We start from the raw sequence: 15,393 nt of genomic DNA on the forward strand, positions 1-15,393 counted from the left end.
GACCTATGACAAAATGAAATTTAGCATAGGACGAATCATAATCAGTGCGTGACCCGCTGTCCAGCGGGGGGAGAAAAGATGGGCCAGCAAGATGACATACAATCAGTGCTCTTTCACGACAAAAGCCGGGCGTCGGAAGTCGATATCGTCGCCGTGCAGTCGCAGGTAGTCTACGGCAGCGTCGGCAACAGCATCGCGGTACCGGCGATTAAACAGCACGGTCTGCGCGTGCTGGCGGTGCCGACGGTGCTGTTCAGCAATACGCCCCATTATGAGACGTTCTATGGCGGCATTATCCCGGAGGAGTGGTTTGTCGGGTACCTGCAGGCGCTGGAGGAGCGCGACGCTTTGCGCGAACTGCGTGCGGTGACCACCGGTTATATGGGCAACGCCGTGCAAATTGAACGTCTGGCGCAGTGGCTGACGCGGGTCCGCGACCGCCATCCCGATCTCTGTATTCTGGTGGATCCGGTGATTGGCGATGTCGACAGCGGTATCTACGTCAAGGCCGAGATCCCGGACGCCTATCGTCAGCACCTGCTGCCGCTGGCGCAAGGGATCACCCCTAATCTGTTTGAGCTGGAGACGCTGAGCGGCCAGCGCTGTCGCAATCAGCCGGAGGCGGTCGCCGCGGCGCGTAGCCTGCTGTCGGACACCCTCAAATGGGTGGTGATCACCAGCGCGCCGGGAGAGGCTGATTCGACGATCAATGTGCTGGTGGTGACGGCCGATGCGGTGGAGGTGGTGGTTCACCCGCGGGTGGAGACGGATTTAAAGGGTACCGGCGATCTGTTCTGCGCCGAGCTGGTGAGCGGGTTGCTTTCCGGCCTGGCACTGGGGGCTGCGACGGAGGCAGCCGCCCAGCGCGTGCTGGAGGTGATGAACTGGACTGCCGCGCAGGGATGTGACGAACTGATCCTGCCGCCGCTGGAGAAACAGAGATGAAAAGCTATCGATTAGTGATCCGTCAGCAGGGACGCATTGTTGGTCATTTTGATACTTCAGGGGAGGCGGCGCTGGAGGATGCCTGCGTGGCGCGGTCGCTGTTCGGCCTGGCCGGTGGATATCAGTGTGAACTGCTGGTCTCTGACAGCGAGCGGCGAATTCTGGAGAGCACTCCGGAAGGATTGCGTATCTTATCCCGCGAAAAATGCTATCAGCCGGTGACCCACGCGATATAAAAAAATGGCGCCTTTCGGCGCCATTTTTATGCAGCAGATATTACTTCTTGATGCGGATTACCGGGGTTTCACCCACGGTCACGCTACCGGACAGTTTGATCAGCTCTTTGATCTCGTCCATGTTGGAGATAACCACCGGAGTCAGGGTCGACTTGGCTTTCTCTTCCAGCAGCGGCAGATCGAATTCGATAACCGGGTCGCCGACTTTCACGCGCTGGCCTTCTTCAGCGATACGCTTGAAGCCTTCGCCTTTCAGTTCAACGGTATCAATACCGAAGTGAACGAACAGCTCGATGCCGCTATCAGATTCAATAGAGAACGCATGGTTGGTTTCGAAAATTTTACCAATGGTACCGTCTACCGGCGCGACCATTTTGTTGCCGGTCGGTTTGATGGCAATCCCATCGCCCACAATTTTTTCCGCAAAAACCACATCCGGCACGTCTTCAATGTTGACGATCTCACCGGAGAGGGGAGCAACAATCTCAATAGTTCCGGTGTCTTTCTTGTCATCAGAAACCAGAGATTTCAATTTATCAAACAAACCCATGATCTTCTCCTAAGCAGTAATTTGGGCCGCGCATCTCGTGGATTAGCAGATTGTTTTTTCTTCAATGAACTTGTTAACCAGCGTCATTAACTCGTCCGTTGTCGGTTGAGCAAGAGCCTGCTCTGCTAATACTTTCGCATCTTCGAAGTTCGTGTTACGAATAATCTTCTTGATGCGCGGGATGGAAATGGCGCTCATAGAGAATTCGTCCAGCCCCATACCCAGCAACAGAAGTGTAGCACGTTCATCGCCCGCAAGCTCACCGCACATGCCAGTCCATTTACCTTCAGCGTGAGAAGCATCAATAACTTGCTTAATCAGATTCAGTACAGACGGTGACATCGGCTGGTAAAGATGTGAAATCATATCATTACCACGGTCAACTGCCAGAGTATATTGCGTTAAATCATTGGTGCCGATACTAAAGAAATCAACTTCTTTGGCCAGATGACGAGCAATGGTCGCCGCAGCCGGTGTTTCCACCATCACGCCGATCTCAATGGATTCGTCAAATGCTTTACCTTCGTCACGCAGTTCCTGTTTGTAGATTTCGATCTCTTTCTTCAGCGCACGCACTTCTTCAACAGAGATGATCATCGGGAACATAATGCGCAGCTTACCGAAAGCGGAGGCACGCAGGATGGCGCGAACCTGATCGCGGAGGATCTCTTTACGATCCATCGCGATACGCACTGCACGCCAGCCGAGGAACGGGTTCTCTTCTTTCGGGAAGTTCATGTACGGCAGCTCTTTGTCGCCGCCGATGTCCATGGTACGCACGATAACGGCCTGAGAGCCACAGGCTTCAGCCACCGCTTTATAAGCCGCAAACTGCTCTTCTTCGGTTGGCAGCGCGTCGCGATCCATGAACAGGAATTCAGTACGATACAGGCCTACGCCTTCGGCGCCGTTGCGCTCAGCACCTTCGACGTCGCGAACGGTACCAATGTTGGCGCACACTTCAACCTGATGGCCGTCGAGAGTAATCGCCGGCAGATCTTTCAGTTTCGCCAGTTCGGCTTTTTCTTCCGCAACCTGAGCCTGCAGATTACGCAGCGCTTCAATTTGCTCGTTGGACGGGTTGATCAGAACCTGGTTGTTCACCGCGTCGAGAATCAGATAGTCGCCGTTTTTCACCTGCGCCGTGATGCTGCCGGTGCCCACGATGGCCGGCAGTTCGAGGGAACGCGCCATGATGGAGGTGTGGGAGGTACGGCCGCCCGCGTCGGTGATGAAACCCAGCACTTTTTTCAGGTTCAGCTGTGCGGTTTCTGACGGGGTCAGATCGGCGGCGACGAGGATGACTTCATCCTGAATCGCGCTCAGATCGATGATGGCCAGACCAAGGATGTTGCGCAGCAGGCGCTTACCGATATCACGTACGTCAGCCGCACGTTCTTTCAGGTATTCATCGTCCAGCTCTTCCAGGGCAGTGGCCTGACCGTCGATAACTTCATTGGCTGCCGCGTCGGCAGTCATATGCTTATCTTTAATCAGGGCTATGATTTCCTGCTCAAGCTCCTCATCTTCCAGCAGCATAATATGCCCTTCGAAGATGGCTTCTTTTTCTTCACCGAAAGTTTCACCAGCTTTGGTTTTGATGACCTCCAGCTGGGCGGAGGCCTTGGCGCGGCCGCTCAGGAAACGTTCGACTTCCTGATCAACCTTATCGGCAGAAATTTTCTTCCGGTCGATGACAATTTCATCTTCCTTCAGCAGCAGTGCTTTGCCGAAGGCGATACCCGGGGATGCTAAAATGCCTGAAATCATAACCCTACCTTACTTGTGACTGATATGAAAAAGAACCCGTGAACTTACTCGAGTTCAGCCATCAGTTTAACCAGATGCTCAACCGCTTTCTGTTCATCTTCGCCTTCCGCGGAGAGGGTTACTACGGTGCCCTGGGTCAGGCCCAGAGTCTGCAGTTTGAACAGGCTTTTGGCGCTGGCGCTTTTGCCGTTGGAGGTTACAGTGATCTCAGAAGTGAAGCCTTTAGCTTCTTTAACAAACTGAGCAGCAGGGCGGGTGTGCAGACCGTTCGGAGCGGTAATGGTAACTTCTTGCTGGAACATTATATTTCCCCAACTTATAGGTTTAGTGTTGTGGACCTAAAGTCTAGTCTAACGACTCGACTTTAGCCTGTATTGTTAGCGCCGGCGTTACGTTTCCGGCCTTGGCGTCGGCAGCGCCTGGCGCTGCGAAGACCTGCGGGCCATTGACGTCTAGCACGTCATTAAACATTATGCCGCGAAAGGAAGACTTGAACCAAATCATAAAATCGATTCAGCTGGCGGAAATCCTCTTCTGAATAATTTCGCGCATCAAAATAAATGTGCTGGTTAAATACCAGACCCTACGAGGTGAATCAATGCCAGGAGGGGTAAAACTTTGACGTATGCCACAAAAAAGCACCTGAAAAGGTGCTTTTTTACACATTATTTACAAGCTGGCACTACTGTTGCAGTTCTTTCTCGGTGAAGAGATCGGCAAACAGCGCGGTGCTTAAATAACGCTCACCCGAGGAAGGCAGGATAACCACAATATTCTTATTGGTAAAGGCTTCATCTTCCTGCAGCTTCAGCGCCGCGGCAACGGCGGCCCCGGAAGATATACCCGCGAGGATGCCTTCTTCTTCCATCAGGCGGCGTGCCGTGGAGATCGCTTCATCATTGGTAATGCCGATCACTTTGTCCACCAGCTTCAGATCCAGGTTACCAGGAATGAAGCCGGCGCCGATGCCCTGAATTTTGTGCGGGCCCGGCTTGAGCTCTTCACCCGCCAGCGCCTGGGAGATAACCGGCGAATCGGTCGGTTCAACCGCGACGGTGAACAGATCTTTTTTGCCCTTGGTGTTTTTAATGTAGCGGCTGACGCCGGTCAGCGTACCGCCGGTACCTACGCCGGAGATGAAGACATCCACCTGACCGTCGGTGTCTTCCCAGATTTCCGGACCGGTGGTCTTTTCGTGGATTTCCGGGTTAGCCGGGTTGCTGAACTGCTGCAGCAACAGGAATTTTTCCGGGTTGCTGGCGACAATCTCTTCCGCTTTCTGAATGGCGCCTTTCATGCCTTTGGCGCCTTCGGTCAGCACCAGGTTGGCGCCCAGCGCTTTCAGAAGCTTACGACGCTCGATGCTCATGGTTTCCGGCATGGTTAGCGTTAGCTTGTAGCCGCGAGCCGCCGCCACGTAGGCGAGGGCGATACCGGTGTTGCCGCTGGTCGGTTCGACCAGTTCCACGCCCGGTTTCAGCACGCCGCGCTTTTCAGCATCCCAGATCATATTGGCGCCGATACGGCATTTTACGCTAAAGCTCGGGTTACGAGATTCTACCTTTGCCAGGATACGGCCGTTACCAATGCGGTTCAGTCGTACCAGCGGCGTATGACCGATAGTCAGGGAGTTGTCTTCAAAAATCTTACTCATGGCCCGTCCTTAACTGTATGAAATTTGGGGGTACGGCATCAGCATACCCGCTTAAAGAATATGCGGAAGTAAGGATTTAGCATATCTATATGCGGAAGGGAAATAATGATGATCAAGAAGGAATAAGTGAGATATAAGGAGCGGCTCTCGCCGCTCCAGGGGAGGTGCTGCTGTTACTTCCAGCTGGCGTGTCTGTCGCGATAGCAATCGACCCACATGGCGGTGGCGCCGCAGATAGCCACCGGGAGGATCACCAGGTTTAACACCGGGATCATGGTGAACAGGCTGGTGAGCGCGCCAAACTGCAAATTCATCACCTTGCGGCTGCGCAGCGCTTCGCGCATGGTCCTGAAGGGGACCTTGTGGTTATCGAAGGGGTAATCGCAGTATTGAATCGCCAGCATCCATGCGCTGAACAGGAACCAGAGTACCGGGGCCACCGTCTGGCCAACGCCGGGTATAAAGTAGAGCAGCAACAGTACGATGGCGCGGGGCAGGTACCAGGCCAGCTTCTGCCACTCACGCTTCATGATGCGCGGAATATCCTTCATGATGCCAAAGACGCCGACGTCCGGCGGGGTGGCGCCAGTCAGACGCGCTTCCAGCTGTTCCGCCAGCAGGCCGCTGAACGGGGCGGCAATCCAGTTGGCAATAGTAGAAAAAAAATAGCCAAACACCAGCAGGATCGACAGCACCACCACCGGCCACAGCAGGTAATTTAGCCACTGCAGCCAGTCAGGCACATGGCTCATCAGCGAAGGGATCCAGCTGTCGAGACGGGTAAACAGCCACCAGAAAGCACCGCCCATCAGCAGCACGTTAACCAGTAAAGGCAGGAAGACATAACGACGTATGCCCGGCAGCCTGATGAGTTTCCAGCCCTGCGAAAAGTAGTATACGCCGCTACGCGGGGTCGGTGCGGATGATGAAACCATAGCCAGGCATTGCTCCTTTTTGAACATCCAGTGTGAATGCTCGCTTATTTTATCGGGTCGTCAGACAATAACCAGTTAGGAAATGTTCGAAAAAACAGCAAAAAGCACGATTTAGTTCATCTTTATGTGGTGAAAGCGACCGACGCACTTGCACTTGAGGTAATCGGCAAATACTCTTAGTGAGTAAATGTTTGCCGTGGTGGCAAGGTGTTAGAACAACAGAGAATATAATGATGCAGGATTTGCGTCTGATATTAATCATTGTTGGCGCGATCGCCATAATCGCTTTACTGGTACATGGTTTCTGGACCAGCCGTAAAGAACGTTCTTCGATGTTTCGCGATCGCCCACTGAAACGTATGAAGTCGCGCGACGATGAGTCGGAAAACGACGACTTTGATGATAATGTTGAAGGCGTAGGTGAAGTCCGCGTTCATCCGGTGACTCACGCTCCGCACGGCGCGCATGGGGAGCATGAAGCCCCTCGTCAGGCGCCGCAGCACCAGTACCAGCCGCCTTACGAGCGCCAGATGCAGCAGCCTGTGCGTCCTGAGGAACCGGTTCGTCAGGCGCCGCCGCGCCAGGCCCCGGCACAACCGCAGGGACAACCGTCTGCGCCGCATGCGGCTCCGCAGCCTGGCTGGCAACAGCCGCAACCCGCGCAGCCGCAACACCAGCCGCAACCTGCTGTGCAACAGCCTGTCGCGCCGCAGCCGGTGACCCCGACCGTCGCCCAGCCGCAGCCGGCCGCTCCGCAGCAGCCTGCGCCCCAGCCTGTTGCCGCGCCGCAGCCCGCGGTTGCTGAACCGCAGCCGACAGAGCCGCAGCAGCCTGCAGCGCCCCAGCCGAAAGAGCGTAAAGAGACGGTCATCGTGATGAACGTTGCCGCGCACCATGGCGCGCAGCTTAACGGCGAGGTGCTTATCAATAGCATCCAGCAGGCCGGGTTCAAATTTGGTGAAATGAATATTTTCCACCGCCATCTGAGCCCGGACGGCAGCGGCCCGGTACTGTTCAGCCTGGCCAACATGGTGAAGCCGGGGACCTTCAATCCGGACAGCATGGCGGATATGATGACCCCTGGGGTGACTATCTTTATGCAGGTCCCTTCCTACGGTGATGAACTGCAGAACTTCAAGCTGATGCTGCAGTCTGCGCAGTATATCGCCGATGAAGTGGGCGGCGTGGTGCTTGACGATCAGCGTCGCATGATGACGCCGCAAAAACTGCGTGAATACCAGGATCGTATTCGCGAAGTGAAAGACGCGAACGCCTGACGTCGCGCGTTATCTCAACTCCTTCTCAACCCCCGCCTGTCGGGGGTTTTTTATCATTGATGGTGTGATATGGAACCGATCGAACAACAACTGACTGAACTGCGAACCACGCTTCGCCATCATGAATACCTGTACCACGTTATGGACGCACCGGAAGTGCCCGATGCGGAGTATGACCGGCTGATGCGCGAGCTGCGCGAGCTGGAGAGCCAGCATCCGGAGCTGATTACCCCGGATTCACCGACTCAGCGCGTGGGGGCGGCGCCGCTGACCGCCTTCAGCCAGATCCGCCATGAAGTGCCGATGCTGTCGCTGGACAACGTGTTTGACGAAGAGAGCTTTCTGGCCTTCAACAAGCGGGTGCAGGATCGCCTGAAAAGCACTGACCCCCTCATCTACTGCTGCGAGCTGAAGCTCGACGGCCTCGCGGTGAGCATTCTCTACGAAAACGGCGTGCTGGTGCAGGCGGCGACCCGCGGCGACGGCACCACCGGCGAGGACATTACCTCTAACGTGCGAACCATCCGCACCATCCCGCTCAGGCTGCATGGCGATAATATTCCCGCACGCCTGGAAGTGCGCGGGGAAGTGTTCCTCCCGCAGGCCGGGTTCGAAAAAATCAATGAAGTAGCTCGACGCACCGGCGGAAAAGTGTTTGCTAACCCGCGCAATGCGGCGGCGGGCTCGTTGCGCCAGCTGGACCCGCGCATCACCGCGAAGCGACCGCTTACTTTCTTCTGCTACGGCGTTGGGGTGCTGGAGGGCGGTGAGCTGCCGGCCAGCCACTCGGCCCGTTTACAGCAGTTTAAAGCATGGGGATTACCGGTGAGCGATCGCGTCACCCTATGTCATACCCCCGAGGAAGTGCTCACTTACTATCGTAAAGTCGAGGAAGATCGTCCCCATCTGGGCTTTGACATTGATGGCGTGGTGATCAAAGTCGATTCGCTGGCGCTGCAGGAGCAGTTAGGTTTCGTGGCCCGCGCGCCGCGCTGGGCCGTGGCCTTTAAGTTCCCCGCCCAGGAGCAGATGACTTTCGTCCGGGACGTGGAGTTCCAGGTGGGCCGCACCGGGGCGATTACGCCGGTGGCGCGCCTGGAGCCGGTCCATGTCGCCGGCGTGCTGGTGAGTAATGCCACGTTGCATAATGCCGATGAGATCGAACGCTTAGGCTTGAAAATCGGCGACAAGGTGGTGATTCGCCGGGCAGGCGACGTGATCCCTCAGGTGGTCAACGTGGTGCTTTCCGAACGCCCGGCAGATGCCCGGGATGTTGAATTCCCGACCCACTGCCCGGTCTGTCAGTCCGACGTTGAGCGAGTGGAAGGCGAGGCGGTAGCCCGCTGTACCGGCGGCCTTATCTGCGGCGCGCAGCGTAAAGAGTCGCTCAAGCACTTTGTCTCCCGTCGCGCGCTGGACGTTGATGGCATGGGCGACAAGATCATCGACCAGCTGGTGGAGAAAGAGTACGTCCATACCCCGGCGGATCTGTTCCGGCTGACCGCAGGGAAACTGACCGGGCTGGATCGGATGGGGCCGAAGTCCGCGCAAAACGTGGTCAACGCTCTCGAGAAAGCCAAAGAGACAACCTTTGCGCGTTTCCTCTACGCCTTAGGCATTCGCGAGGTAGGAGAAGCGACGGCGGCGGGCCTGGCGGCGCATTTCGGCACCCTCGAGGCCCTGGAGCAGGCTTCTATTGAGGAGCTGCAGAAGGTCCCTGATGTCGGCATTGTGGTCGCCACCCATACCTTCAACTTCTTTGCCGAAGAGAGCAACCGCGATGTCATCGCGCAGCTGCTGGCGGAAGGGGTTCACTGGCCGGCGCCGGTGGTGGTGAAGGCGGAAGAGATTGACAGCCCGTTTGCAGGCAAAACCGTCGTCCTGACCGGCAGCCTCAGTCAGCTGTCGCGGGATGACGCCAAAGCGCGTCTGGTGGCGCTGGGGGCGAAGGTGGCGGGCAGCGTATCGAAGAAGACCGATTTGGTGATTGCTGGCGAAGCGGCGGGTTCTAAGCTGGCGAAAGCGCAGGAGCTCGGCATCGAGGTGATTGACGAAGCCGAAATGATGCGTCTGCTGGGAGAATAACGTGGATAAAGCGCAGCTGGTCGAGATCGCCAATACTGAGATGCCGTTCGGTAAATACAAGGGGCGTCGTTTAATCGATGTCCCGGAGGAGTATTTATTGTGGTTCGCGCGCAAGGATCAATTCCCTGCCGGCCATCTCGGCGAGCTGATGGCGCTGACCCTGCTGATTAAAAGCGAGGGGCTGAGCGATCTGGTCCAGCCCCTGAAGAAAGCGCGTTAAGCTTTGGCGGCGTTGGCCTTTTCCTGAGCGAGACGCGCATCAGTTTGCTGTTTATAGCGCCGCGCCAGCACCGCGCAGACCATCAGCTGGATTTGATGGAAGATCATCAGCGGCAGCACCATGATGCCGAGGATAGAGGTCGGAAAGAGAATATTGGCCATCGGGATGCCGTTGGCCAGGCTCTTTTTCGAACCGCAGAAGACGATGGTAATTTCATCGGCTTTGTTAAAGCCGCAGCGGCGGGCGACGAACACATTGACCGCGATGACGATGGCCAGCAGCACTAGGCTGACCACCACGATAAACAGCAGCGATCCCAGACCCACTTTATGCCAGATGCCGTTCACCACCGCCTCGCTAAAGGCGGAGTAAACCACCAGCAGAATCGAGGTCTGGTCGGTCTTACCAATCCACTTCTTATGCTTCGCCACCCAGTTGCCGATCCACGGCCGCGATAAATGGCCGAGCACGAAAGGCAACAGCAGCTGCAGCATGATCTTTCCGACCTGCTCGAGGCTACCGCCTGCGCCATGAAGGTTCATCAGAGCACCCACCAGCAGCGGTGAAACAAAGATGCCCAACAGGCTGGAGGCCGAGGCTGAGCAGACCGCCGCCGCGACGTTGCCTCCGGCCAGCGAGGTGAAGGCGATGGCGGATTGCACGGTGGCCGGCAGAATGCACAAATAAATAAAGCCGCTGTAGAGCATCGGATCGACCTTCACCGGCGCCCACCAGGCAAACAGGACCCCCAGCACCGGGAAGAGAATAAAGGTGCTGCACATCACCCAGAGATGCAAACGCCAGTGGCTGCCGCCGGCGATAATTGCCTCCCGGGAGAGTTTGGCGCCGTGCATAAAGAACAGCAGGGCGATGGCGGCGGTGGTCAGATGTTCAAAGAAGGGGACGAAAGCGCCACGGGCCGGGAAGAATGAGGCCAACAGGACAACGGTGACCAGGGTTGCCGTAAACGGATCGAGAATGCGGAAAAGTTTCATAAACGCTCCTGAAAAGAGATGCGTTATTGTGCTTTTTTTGATTTGAGAAATAAAATTGATTTATTGCATCTATTCATGAATAAAAAAGATGAATTACTCTCTGCGTCAGTTAAAAGTATTTGTTACCGTCGCCCGCGCCAGGAGCTTTAGCCGGGCGGGGGAGATGATTGGCTTAAGCCAGTCGGCCGTCAGCCACAGCGTCAAGGAGCTGGAGCATCAGACCGGGGTCCGTCTCCTCGACCGTACCACCCGGGAGGTGGTCCTCACCGAGGCGGGTCAGCAGCTGGCAGGCAGGCTGGAGCGTTTGCTCGATGAGCTGGCGGTGACGCTGCGCGATGCCGGTCGGGTAGGCCAGCAGCTGAGCGGCACCGTCAAGGTTGCCGCCAGTCAGACGATTTCCGCCCACCTTATTCCCCAGTGTATTGCCCACAGCAATCGTCGCTATCCTGATATCGATTTCGTGCTGCACGACCGGCCTCAGCAGTGGGTGCTGGAGAGTATTCGCCAGGGGGAAGTGGATTTCGGCATTGTGATTGACCCTGGCCCGGCGGCGGACCTGCAATGTGAAGTGGTCCTGGCGGAACCTTTTTTGCTGCTCTGCCGGGAGGATCATCCTTTTGCCAGCCTGACTGAAGTGCCATGGCAGGCGCTACGGGATGAGAGACTGATCCTGCAGGACTATGCCTCCGGCAGCCGTCCGCTGATTGATGCGGCTCTCAGCAGGCTGGCTGTCCGGGCGAACATTGTGCAGGAGATTGGCCATCCGGCAACGCTGTTTCCGATGGTGGAGTCGGGAATTGGCATCAGCGTACTGCCGGCGCTGGCGCTGCCGTTACCGCAGGGAAGCCATCTGGCGGTGAAGCGACTCACTCCGATAATGGAGCGGCAGCTGATGCTGGCATGCCGGAAAAATCGCTCGCTGTCGACCGCCGCCCAGGCGTTATGGGAAATCGTGCGAGAAGAAGGGGGCAATCTCACCGCCGCCAGGGTTGAAGATCCGCTGTATCAGCGTTGATCGCGGTTTATCGCCACGGGGAAGCTCGTGGCCGGGGCTGTGTTCCACGCATAGCAAAAAGGCGCCTTTAGGGCGCCTTTTTACATTGGTGGGTCGTGCAGGATGACTCGGCTTCGCCTCGCCCTTCGGGCCGTCGCCGCAAGCGGCTCCGTTGTCTCACTGCGTTCGACCCGAACCTGCTGCAGGTTCGAATCGTTGAGTTCCGCGCATAGCAAAAAGGCGCCTTTAGGGCGCCTTTTTACATTGGTGGGTCGTGCAGGATTCGAACCTGCGACCAATTGATTAAAAGTCAACTGCTCTACCAACTGAGCTAACGACCCGAAGTGGTGGGTGATGACGGGATCGAACCGCCGACCCCCTCCTTGTAAGGGAGGTGCTCTCCCAGCTGAGCTAATCACCCACTTCGGTACTTCATATTTTGACAGAAAATCCAGCTGGCGAGAAAGTGGTGGGTGATGACGGGATCGAACCGCCGACCCCCTCCTTGTAAGGGAGGTGCTCTCCCAGCTGAGCTAATCACCCACTTCTCAATTTTCTGTTCTACACGGCGGAGACTACGTTAAGTAGTGGTGGGTGATGACGGGATCGAACCGCCGACCCCCTCCTTGTAAGGGAGGTGCTCTCCCAGCTGAGCTAATCACCCCCGCTGTGTGGAGTCGCATTATAGGGAGAGTTGAAAATGAGTCAACGCCTTTTCTAAAGAATTCGTTCGTTCGTCGTAAAATTAAACAAAGCGATCGCAAAAGCGGCGTCATAGCATGATTTATAAACAAAAACGGCAAACCACGACGTTCCGACGGGAACAACATTGAGGAATCAGCCCACGGTGTTAGAATATTGACCCATAATTTCCACCGGACATTGCCGGCTATCGGCATCTTTATTAAACGTAAGGCCAATTCATGAAAATCAAAACTCGCTTCGCGCCAAGCCCAACCGGCTATCTGCACGTTGGCGGTGCGCGTACTGCTCTCTATTCCTGGCTTTTTGCCCGTAACCACGGCGGTGAGTTTGTACTGCGTATTGAAGACACCGATCTCGAACGCTCCACCCCGGAAGCAATTGAAGCCATCATGGATGGCATGAACTGGCTGAATCTGCAATGGGACGAAGGTCCTTATTACCAGACTAAACGTTTCGATCGTTATAACAACGTGATCGATGAGATGCTGGAAGCCGGTACCGCTTATAAATGCTATTGCTCAAAAGAGCGTCTGGAAGCGTTGCGCGAAGAGCAAATGGCGAACGGTGAGAAGCCGCGTTACGATGGACGCTGCCGCCATAGCCACGAGCATCATGCCGACGATGAGCCGTGCGTGGTGCGTTTCGCCAACCCGCAGGAAGGGTCGGTTATTTTTGACGATCAGATCCGCGGACCTATCGAGTTCAGCAACCAGGAGCTGGACGATCTGATCATTCGCCGTACCGATGGTTCCCCGACCTACAACTTCTGCGTCGTAGTGGATGACTGGGACATGGCGATCACCCACGTGATCCGTGGTGAAGATCATATCAACAACACGCCGCGCCAGATCAACATCCTTAAAGCGCTGAATGCGCCGGTGCCGGTATACGCGCACGTATCGATGATCAACGGCGACGATGGCAAGAAACTCTCCAAACGCCACGGGGCGGTCAGCGTGATGCAGTATCGCGACGATGGCTACCTGCCGGAAGCGCTGCTGAACTATCTGGTGCGTCTGGGCTGGTCCCATGGCGATCAGGAGATCTTCACCCGCGAAGAGATGATCGAGTTCTTCTCGCTGGGGGCGGTCAGCAAATCCGCGAGTGCGTTCAACACCGACAAGCTGTTGTGGCTGAACCATCATTACATCAATACGCTGCCGGCGGAGTATGTGGCGACGCATCTGCAGTGGCATATTGAGCAGGAAAATATCGATACCCGCAACGGTCCGCAGCTGGCCGAGTTGGTGAAGCTGCTGGGCGAGCGTTGCAAAACGCTGAAAGAGATTGCCCAGAGCTGCCGCTACTTCTATGAAGAGTTCGCTGAATTCGACGCCGACGCGGCGAAGAAACATCTGCGTCCGGTAGCGCGTCAGCCGCTGGAAGTCGTCCGCGACAAGCTGGCGGCGATTAGCGACTGGACGGCGGAAAACGTCCACCACGCGATTCAGGCGACCGCTGATGAGCTGGAAGTGGGCATGGGTAAAGTCGGTATGCCGCTGCGCGTGGCCGTTACCGGTGCAGGGCAGTCTCCTGCGCTTGACGTTACCGTCCATGCAATCGGCAAGTCCCGTAGCGTAGAGCGTATCAATAAAGCGCTGGCTTTTATCGCTGAACGTGAAGGCCAGGCGTCCTGACGGGGACCTGGATGATATAACGGCAGGATACCCCTGCCGTTTTTTTTGTCTGTTACGCCGGGCTGGCGATGCCGAGGCGGGCAAGAAAACCGCTAATCCCTTCCCGGGCCAGCAGGTCGCGGAGCTGCAGCTGTTCTGCCGGAGTCATCAGTTGCAGGGTTTCTGTGATTTGCCGCCAGATCGCCTCCGCTTCATTGACCAGGTAAGCGCCTGGCGATTCCGCGAGATGATTGTCGCTAAACAGATGGCGTCTGGCGGGAATGTTTGTCAGAAACTCGCGCACCGGTTGGTCGATGACCACCAGCCGCGCTCGGCCTCCTTTGACGCCGGGTATCGTTTCCGTGCGCCATTTCTTCTCACGAACCCAGCGATTGATCGTTTGTCTCGCCAGCCCCAGGCAGTCGGCAAGCTCTGCGGGCGTCATTTTATCTTTTAGTTTCATCATGGTTTACCGATCGCGGATCCCTAACCGAAGCAGCAACCCGGTGATCCCCTCGCGCAATAGCAGCGACATAAGCTGCTTCTGCTCGCTGGGAGTGAGTTCTTTACAGAGGGTCAGCAGCAGCGATTCCAGATCGCTGTCGTGGGGAGAATAGGTGCCGGGCGTCTCCGCCACGCGCTGGGCGCTGCGGATAAACTCCCTGACTTGCTCATTGACATGGACCAGGCGCGCCTTACCGCCCTGGACGCCAGGCCGCGGAGAGGTCTGCCAGCCTTCTTTCCGCACCCACTTATTGATAGTTTGCCGGCTGTAGCCGGTCAGATGGGCGATTTCTTCAGGTGTCATTCGTTCCTTGAGCATACTATTTCCTGAGTAAATGTATGGGAATTAGCTGTCCATGTTATAGCATCCTTTTACTGGAAAAGGTGACCTGTTTAACTTCTGGCTGCGATAAGGCTCGCAATCTCAGCAGGTTGCCTGCTTTTTCAGCGATTGAATCGAGAAGGATAATTTTGCCGTTGACACCTGAGCGAGGAATTCATATTATGCCGCCCGTCAACACGACACGCTTTACGTTACGGGGCTATAGCTCAGCTGGGAGAGCGCTTGCATGGCATGCAAGAGGTCAGCGGTTCGATCCCGCTTAGCTCCACCAAATTCTGCACCCAGCGGATTTGGTTCGTAAAGAGGTCCTGTGGGGCTATAGCTCAGCTGGGAGAGCGCTTGCATGGCATGCAAGAGGTCAGCGGTTCGATCCCGCTTAGCTCCACCAAAATTCAGAACCCTCGCTTCGGCGGGGGTTTTTTTTATCTATTTTCATGTAAAGCACTTTCTGGTTACGTCAGTTAATCTCCAGCTATTAAAATCGAAAGTAATTTCAGACTTTTTCCTGATAATTCACCTTGCTTGCCCTAAATAAGCAACATAACATTTCCCCCATTAAGCGTA

15 protein-coding genes, 6 tRNA genes and 1 other RNA gene are annotated in these 15,393 nt (G+C 56.1%); 9 read left to right on the forward strand and 13 right to left on the reverse strand.

Going from position 1 to position 15,393, the window contains the following annotated elements; genetic code table 11:
• Positions 1 to 78 precede the first annotated feature (78 nt).
• Complete coding sequence (pdxK, locus tag MKR05_RS16750) at positions 79 to 945, forward strand: pyridoxine/pyridoxal/pyridoxamine kinase (RefSeq protein ID WP_087824344.1); 867 nt, start codon at positions 79 to 81, stop codon at positions 943 to 945.
• On the forward strand, positions 942 to 1,181 hold the full coding sequence (locus MKR05_RS16755; protein WP_044524307.1) for a hypothetical protein: 240 nt from the start codon (positions 942 to 944) through the stop codon (positions 1,179 to 1,181). Before pdxK ends, MKR05_RS16755 begins: the two co-directional genes overlap by 4 nt.
• 40 nt (positions 1,182 to 1,221) lie before the next feature.
• Here the strand turns inward: MKR05_RS16755 and crr are convergent, their stop codons facing one another.
• The 5 genes from crr to cysZ form a co-directional block, all read right to left on the reverse strand.
• A complete protein-coding gene (crr, locus tag MKR05_RS16760) occupies positions 1,222 to 1,731 on the reverse strand; it encodes a PTS glucose transporter subunit IIA (RefSeq protein WP_000522253.1) in 510 nt (169 codons plus the stop codon).
• Between the two features lie 42 nt (positions 1,732 to 1,773).
• Positions 1,774 to 3,501, reverse strand: coding sequence for a phosphoenolpyruvate-protein phosphotransferase PtsI (ptsI, locus tag MKR05_RS16765; protein WP_004201998.1), 1,728 nt, complete (start codon positions 3,499 to 3,501; stop codon positions 1,774 to 1,776).
• A 44-nt stretch (positions 3,502 to 3,545) separates the two neighbouring features.
• On the reverse strand, positions 3,546 to 3,803 hold the full coding sequence (gene ptsH / locus MKR05_RS16770; protein WP_002913505.1) for a phosphocarrier protein Hpr: 258 nt from the start codon (positions 3,801 to 3,803) through the stop codon (positions 3,546 to 3,548).
• Between the two features lie 380 nt (positions 3,804 to 4,183).
• Complete coding sequence (cysK, locus tag MKR05_RS16775; RefSeq protein ID WP_023290592.1) at positions 4,184 to 5,155, reverse strand: cysteine synthase A; 972 nt, start codon at positions 5,153 to 5,155, stop codon at positions 4,184 to 4,186.
• A 173-nt stretch (positions 5,156 to 5,328) separates the two neighbouring features.
• Complete coding sequence (gene cysZ, locus MKR05_RS16780) at positions 5,329 to 6,090, reverse strand: sulfate transporter CysZ (protein WP_101989149.1); 762 nt, start codon at positions 6,088 to 6,090, stop codon at positions 5,329 to 5,331.
• Between the two features lie 230 nt (positions 6,091 to 6,320).
• On the opposite strand from cysZ, the gene zipA reads away from it, so the two are divergent.
• From zipA to MKR05_RS16795, 3 genes are all read left to right on the forward strand, one after another.
• Positions 6,321 to 7,367, forward strand: a complete 1,047-nt coding sequence (gene zipA, locus MKR05_RS16785) for a cell division protein ZipA (RefSeq protein ID WP_023290590.1) — start codon at positions 6,321 to 6,323, stop codon at positions 7,365 to 7,367.
• A 69-nt stretch (positions 7,368 to 7,436) separates the two neighbouring features.
• A complete protein-coding gene (ligA, locus tag MKR05_RS16790) occupies positions 7,437 to 9,452 on the forward strand; it encodes an NAD-dependent DNA ligase LigA (protein WP_101989148.1) in 2,016 nt (671 codons plus the stop codon).
• 1 nt (position 9,453) lies between these two features.
• Positions 9,454 to 9,672 (forward strand): DUF3820 family protein, encoded by a 219-nt coding sequence (locus MKR05_RS16795; RefSeq protein WP_004202007.1) that lies wholly within the window; start codon positions 9,454 to 9,456, stop codon positions 9,670 to 9,672.
• Here MKR05_RS16795 and MKR05_RS16800 read toward each other — a convergent pair.
• Positions 9,669 to 10,667, reverse strand: coding sequence for a bile acid:sodium symporter family protein (locus tag MKR05_RS16800; protein WP_023290588.1), 999 nt, complete (start codon positions 10,665 to 10,667; stop codon positions 9,669 to 9,671). The genes MKR05_RS16795 and MKR05_RS16800 overlap by 4 nt on opposite strands.
• Positions 10,668 to 10,755: 88 nt before the next feature.
• Here MKR05_RS16800 and MKR05_RS16805 point away from each other — a divergent pair, with 88 nt between their 5' ends.
• Positions 10,756 to 11,682, forward strand: a complete 927-nt coding sequence (locus tag MKR05_RS16805; protein ID WP_101989147.1) for a LysR family transcriptional regulator — start codon at positions 10,756 to 10,758, stop codon at positions 11,680 to 11,682.
• Between the two features lie 86 nt (positions 11,683 to 11,768).
• Here MKR05_RS16805 and MKR05_RS16810 read toward each other — a convergent pair.
• From MKR05_RS16810 to MKR05_RS16830, 5 genes are all read right to left on the reverse strand, one after another.
• Positions 11,769 to 11,904: non-coding RNA, RtT sRNA (locus tag MKR05_RS16810), on the reverse strand.
• A gap of 22 nt (positions 11,905 to 11,926) precedes the next feature.
• A tRNA-Lys gene (locus MKR05_RS16815) sits at positions 11,927 to 12,002 on the reverse strand.
• Positions 12,003 to 12,006: 4 nt separating this feature from the next.
• Positions 12,007 to 12,082 (reverse strand) — tRNA-Val (locus tag MKR05_RS16820).
• A gap of 46 nt (positions 12,083 to 12,128) precedes the next feature.
• Positions 12,129 to 12,204, reverse strand: a tRNA-Val gene (locus MKR05_RS16825).
• 45 nt (positions 12,205 to 12,249) lie between these two features.
• Positions 12,250 to 12,325 (reverse strand) — tRNA-Val (locus MKR05_RS16830).
• A gap of 259 nt (positions 12,326 to 12,584) precedes the next feature.
• Between MKR05_RS16830 and gltX the strand changes: the two genes are divergently transcribed.
• Complete coding sequence (gltX, locus tag MKR05_RS16835) at positions 12,585 to 14,003, forward strand: glutamate--tRNA ligase (protein ID WP_004202014.1); 1,419 nt, start codon at positions 12,585 to 12,587, stop codon at positions 14,001 to 14,003.
• A gap of 52 nt (positions 14,004 to 14,055) precedes the next feature.
• Here gltX and MKR05_RS16840 read toward each other — a convergent pair whose 3' ends face one another.
• Together MKR05_RS16840 and MKR05_RS16845 are read right to left on the reverse strand one after the other, a co-directional pair.
• Entirely contained in the window at positions 14,056 to 14,448 is a 393-nt protein-coding gene (locus MKR05_RS16840; protein ID WP_048297981.1) for a YfeC-like transcriptional regulator, read from the reverse strand.
• A 3-nt stretch (positions 14,449 to 14,451) separates the two neighbouring features.
• The gene (locus MKR05_RS16845; RefSeq protein ID WP_004202017.1) at positions 14,452 to 14,805 is read right to left on the reverse strand and encodes a YfeC-like transcriptional regulator; all 354 of its coding nucleotides are present in this window, start codon (positions 14,803 to 14,805) and stop codon (positions 14,452 to 14,454) included.
• 219 nt (positions 14,806 to 15,024) lie between these two features.
• On the opposite strand from MKR05_RS16845, the gene MKR05_RS16850 reads away from it, so the two are divergent.
• Both MKR05_RS16850 and MKR05_RS16855 read left to right on the forward strand, forming a co-directional pair.
• Positions 15,025 to 15,100, forward strand: a tRNA-Ala gene (locus MKR05_RS16850).
• A 41-nt stretch (positions 15,101 to 15,141) separates the two neighbouring features.
• Positions 15,142 to 15,217, forward strand: a tRNA-Ala gene (locus tag MKR05_RS16855).
• The last annotated feature ends 176 nt before the right edge of the window (positions 15,218 to 15,393 follow it).

It is taken from the genome of Klebsiella sp. K5-204 (assembly GCF_030128585.1).
GTDB lineage: Bacteria > Pseudomonadota > Gammaproteobacteria > Enterobacterales > Enterobacteriaceae > Klebsiella > Klebsiella quasipneumoniae.

Excerpts from the sequence above, each read along its gene's own strand:
- pdxK (WP_087824344.1), top strand. The coding sequence starts at position 79 with ATGGGCCAGCAAGATGACATACAATCAGTGCTCTTTCACGACAAAAGC.
- MKR05_RS16755 (WP_044524307.1), top strand. The coding sequence starts at position 942 with ATGAAAAGCTATCGATTAGTGATCCGTCAGCAGGGACGCATTGTTGGT.
- crr (WP_000522253.1), bottom strand. The coding sequence starts at position 1,731 with ATGGGTTTGTTTGATAAATTGAAATCTCTGGTTTCTGATGACAAGAAA.
- ptsI (WP_004201998.1), bottom strand. The coding sequence starts at position 3,501 with ATGATTTCAGGCATTTTAGCATCCCCGGGTATCGCCTTCGGCAAAGCA.
- ptsH (WP_002913505.1), bottom strand. The coding sequence starts at position 3,803 with ATGTTCCAGCAAGAAGTTACCATTACCGCTCCGAACGGTCTGCACACC.
- cysK (WP_023290592.1), bottom strand. The coding sequence starts at position 5,155 with ATGAGTAAGATTTTTGAAGACAACTCCCTGACTATCGGTCATACGCCG.
- cysZ (WP_101989149.1), bottom strand. The coding sequence starts at position 6,090 with ATGGTTTCATCATCCGCACCGACCCCGCGTAGCGGCGTATACTACTTT.
- zipA (WP_023290590.1), top strand. The coding sequence starts at position 6,321 with ATGATGCAGGATTTGCGTCTGATATTAATCATTGTTGGCGCGATCGCC.
- ligA (WP_101989148.1), top strand. The coding sequence starts at position 7,437 with ATGGAACCGATCGAACAACAACTGACTGAACTGCGAACCACGCTTCGC.
- MKR05_RS16800 (WP_023290588.1), bottom strand. The coding sequence starts at position 10,667 with ATGAAACTTTTCCGCATTCTCGATCCGTTTACGGCAACCCTGGTCACC.
- MKR05_RS16805 (WP_101989147.1), top strand. The coding sequence starts at position 10,756 with ATGAATTACTCTCTGCGTCAGTTAAAAGTATTTGTTACCGTCGCCCGC.
- gltX (WP_004202014.1), top strand. The coding sequence starts at position 12,585 with ATGAAAATCAAAACTCGCTTCGCGCCAAGCCCAACCGGCTATCTGCAC.
- MKR05_RS16840 (WP_048297981.1), bottom strand. The coding sequence starts at position 14,448 with ATGATGAAACTAAAAGATAAAATGACGCCCGCAGAGCTTGCCGACTGC.
- MKR05_RS16845 (WP_004202017.1), bottom strand. The coding sequence starts at position 14,805 with ATGCTCAAGGAACGAATGACACCTGAAGAAATCGCCCATCTGACCGGC.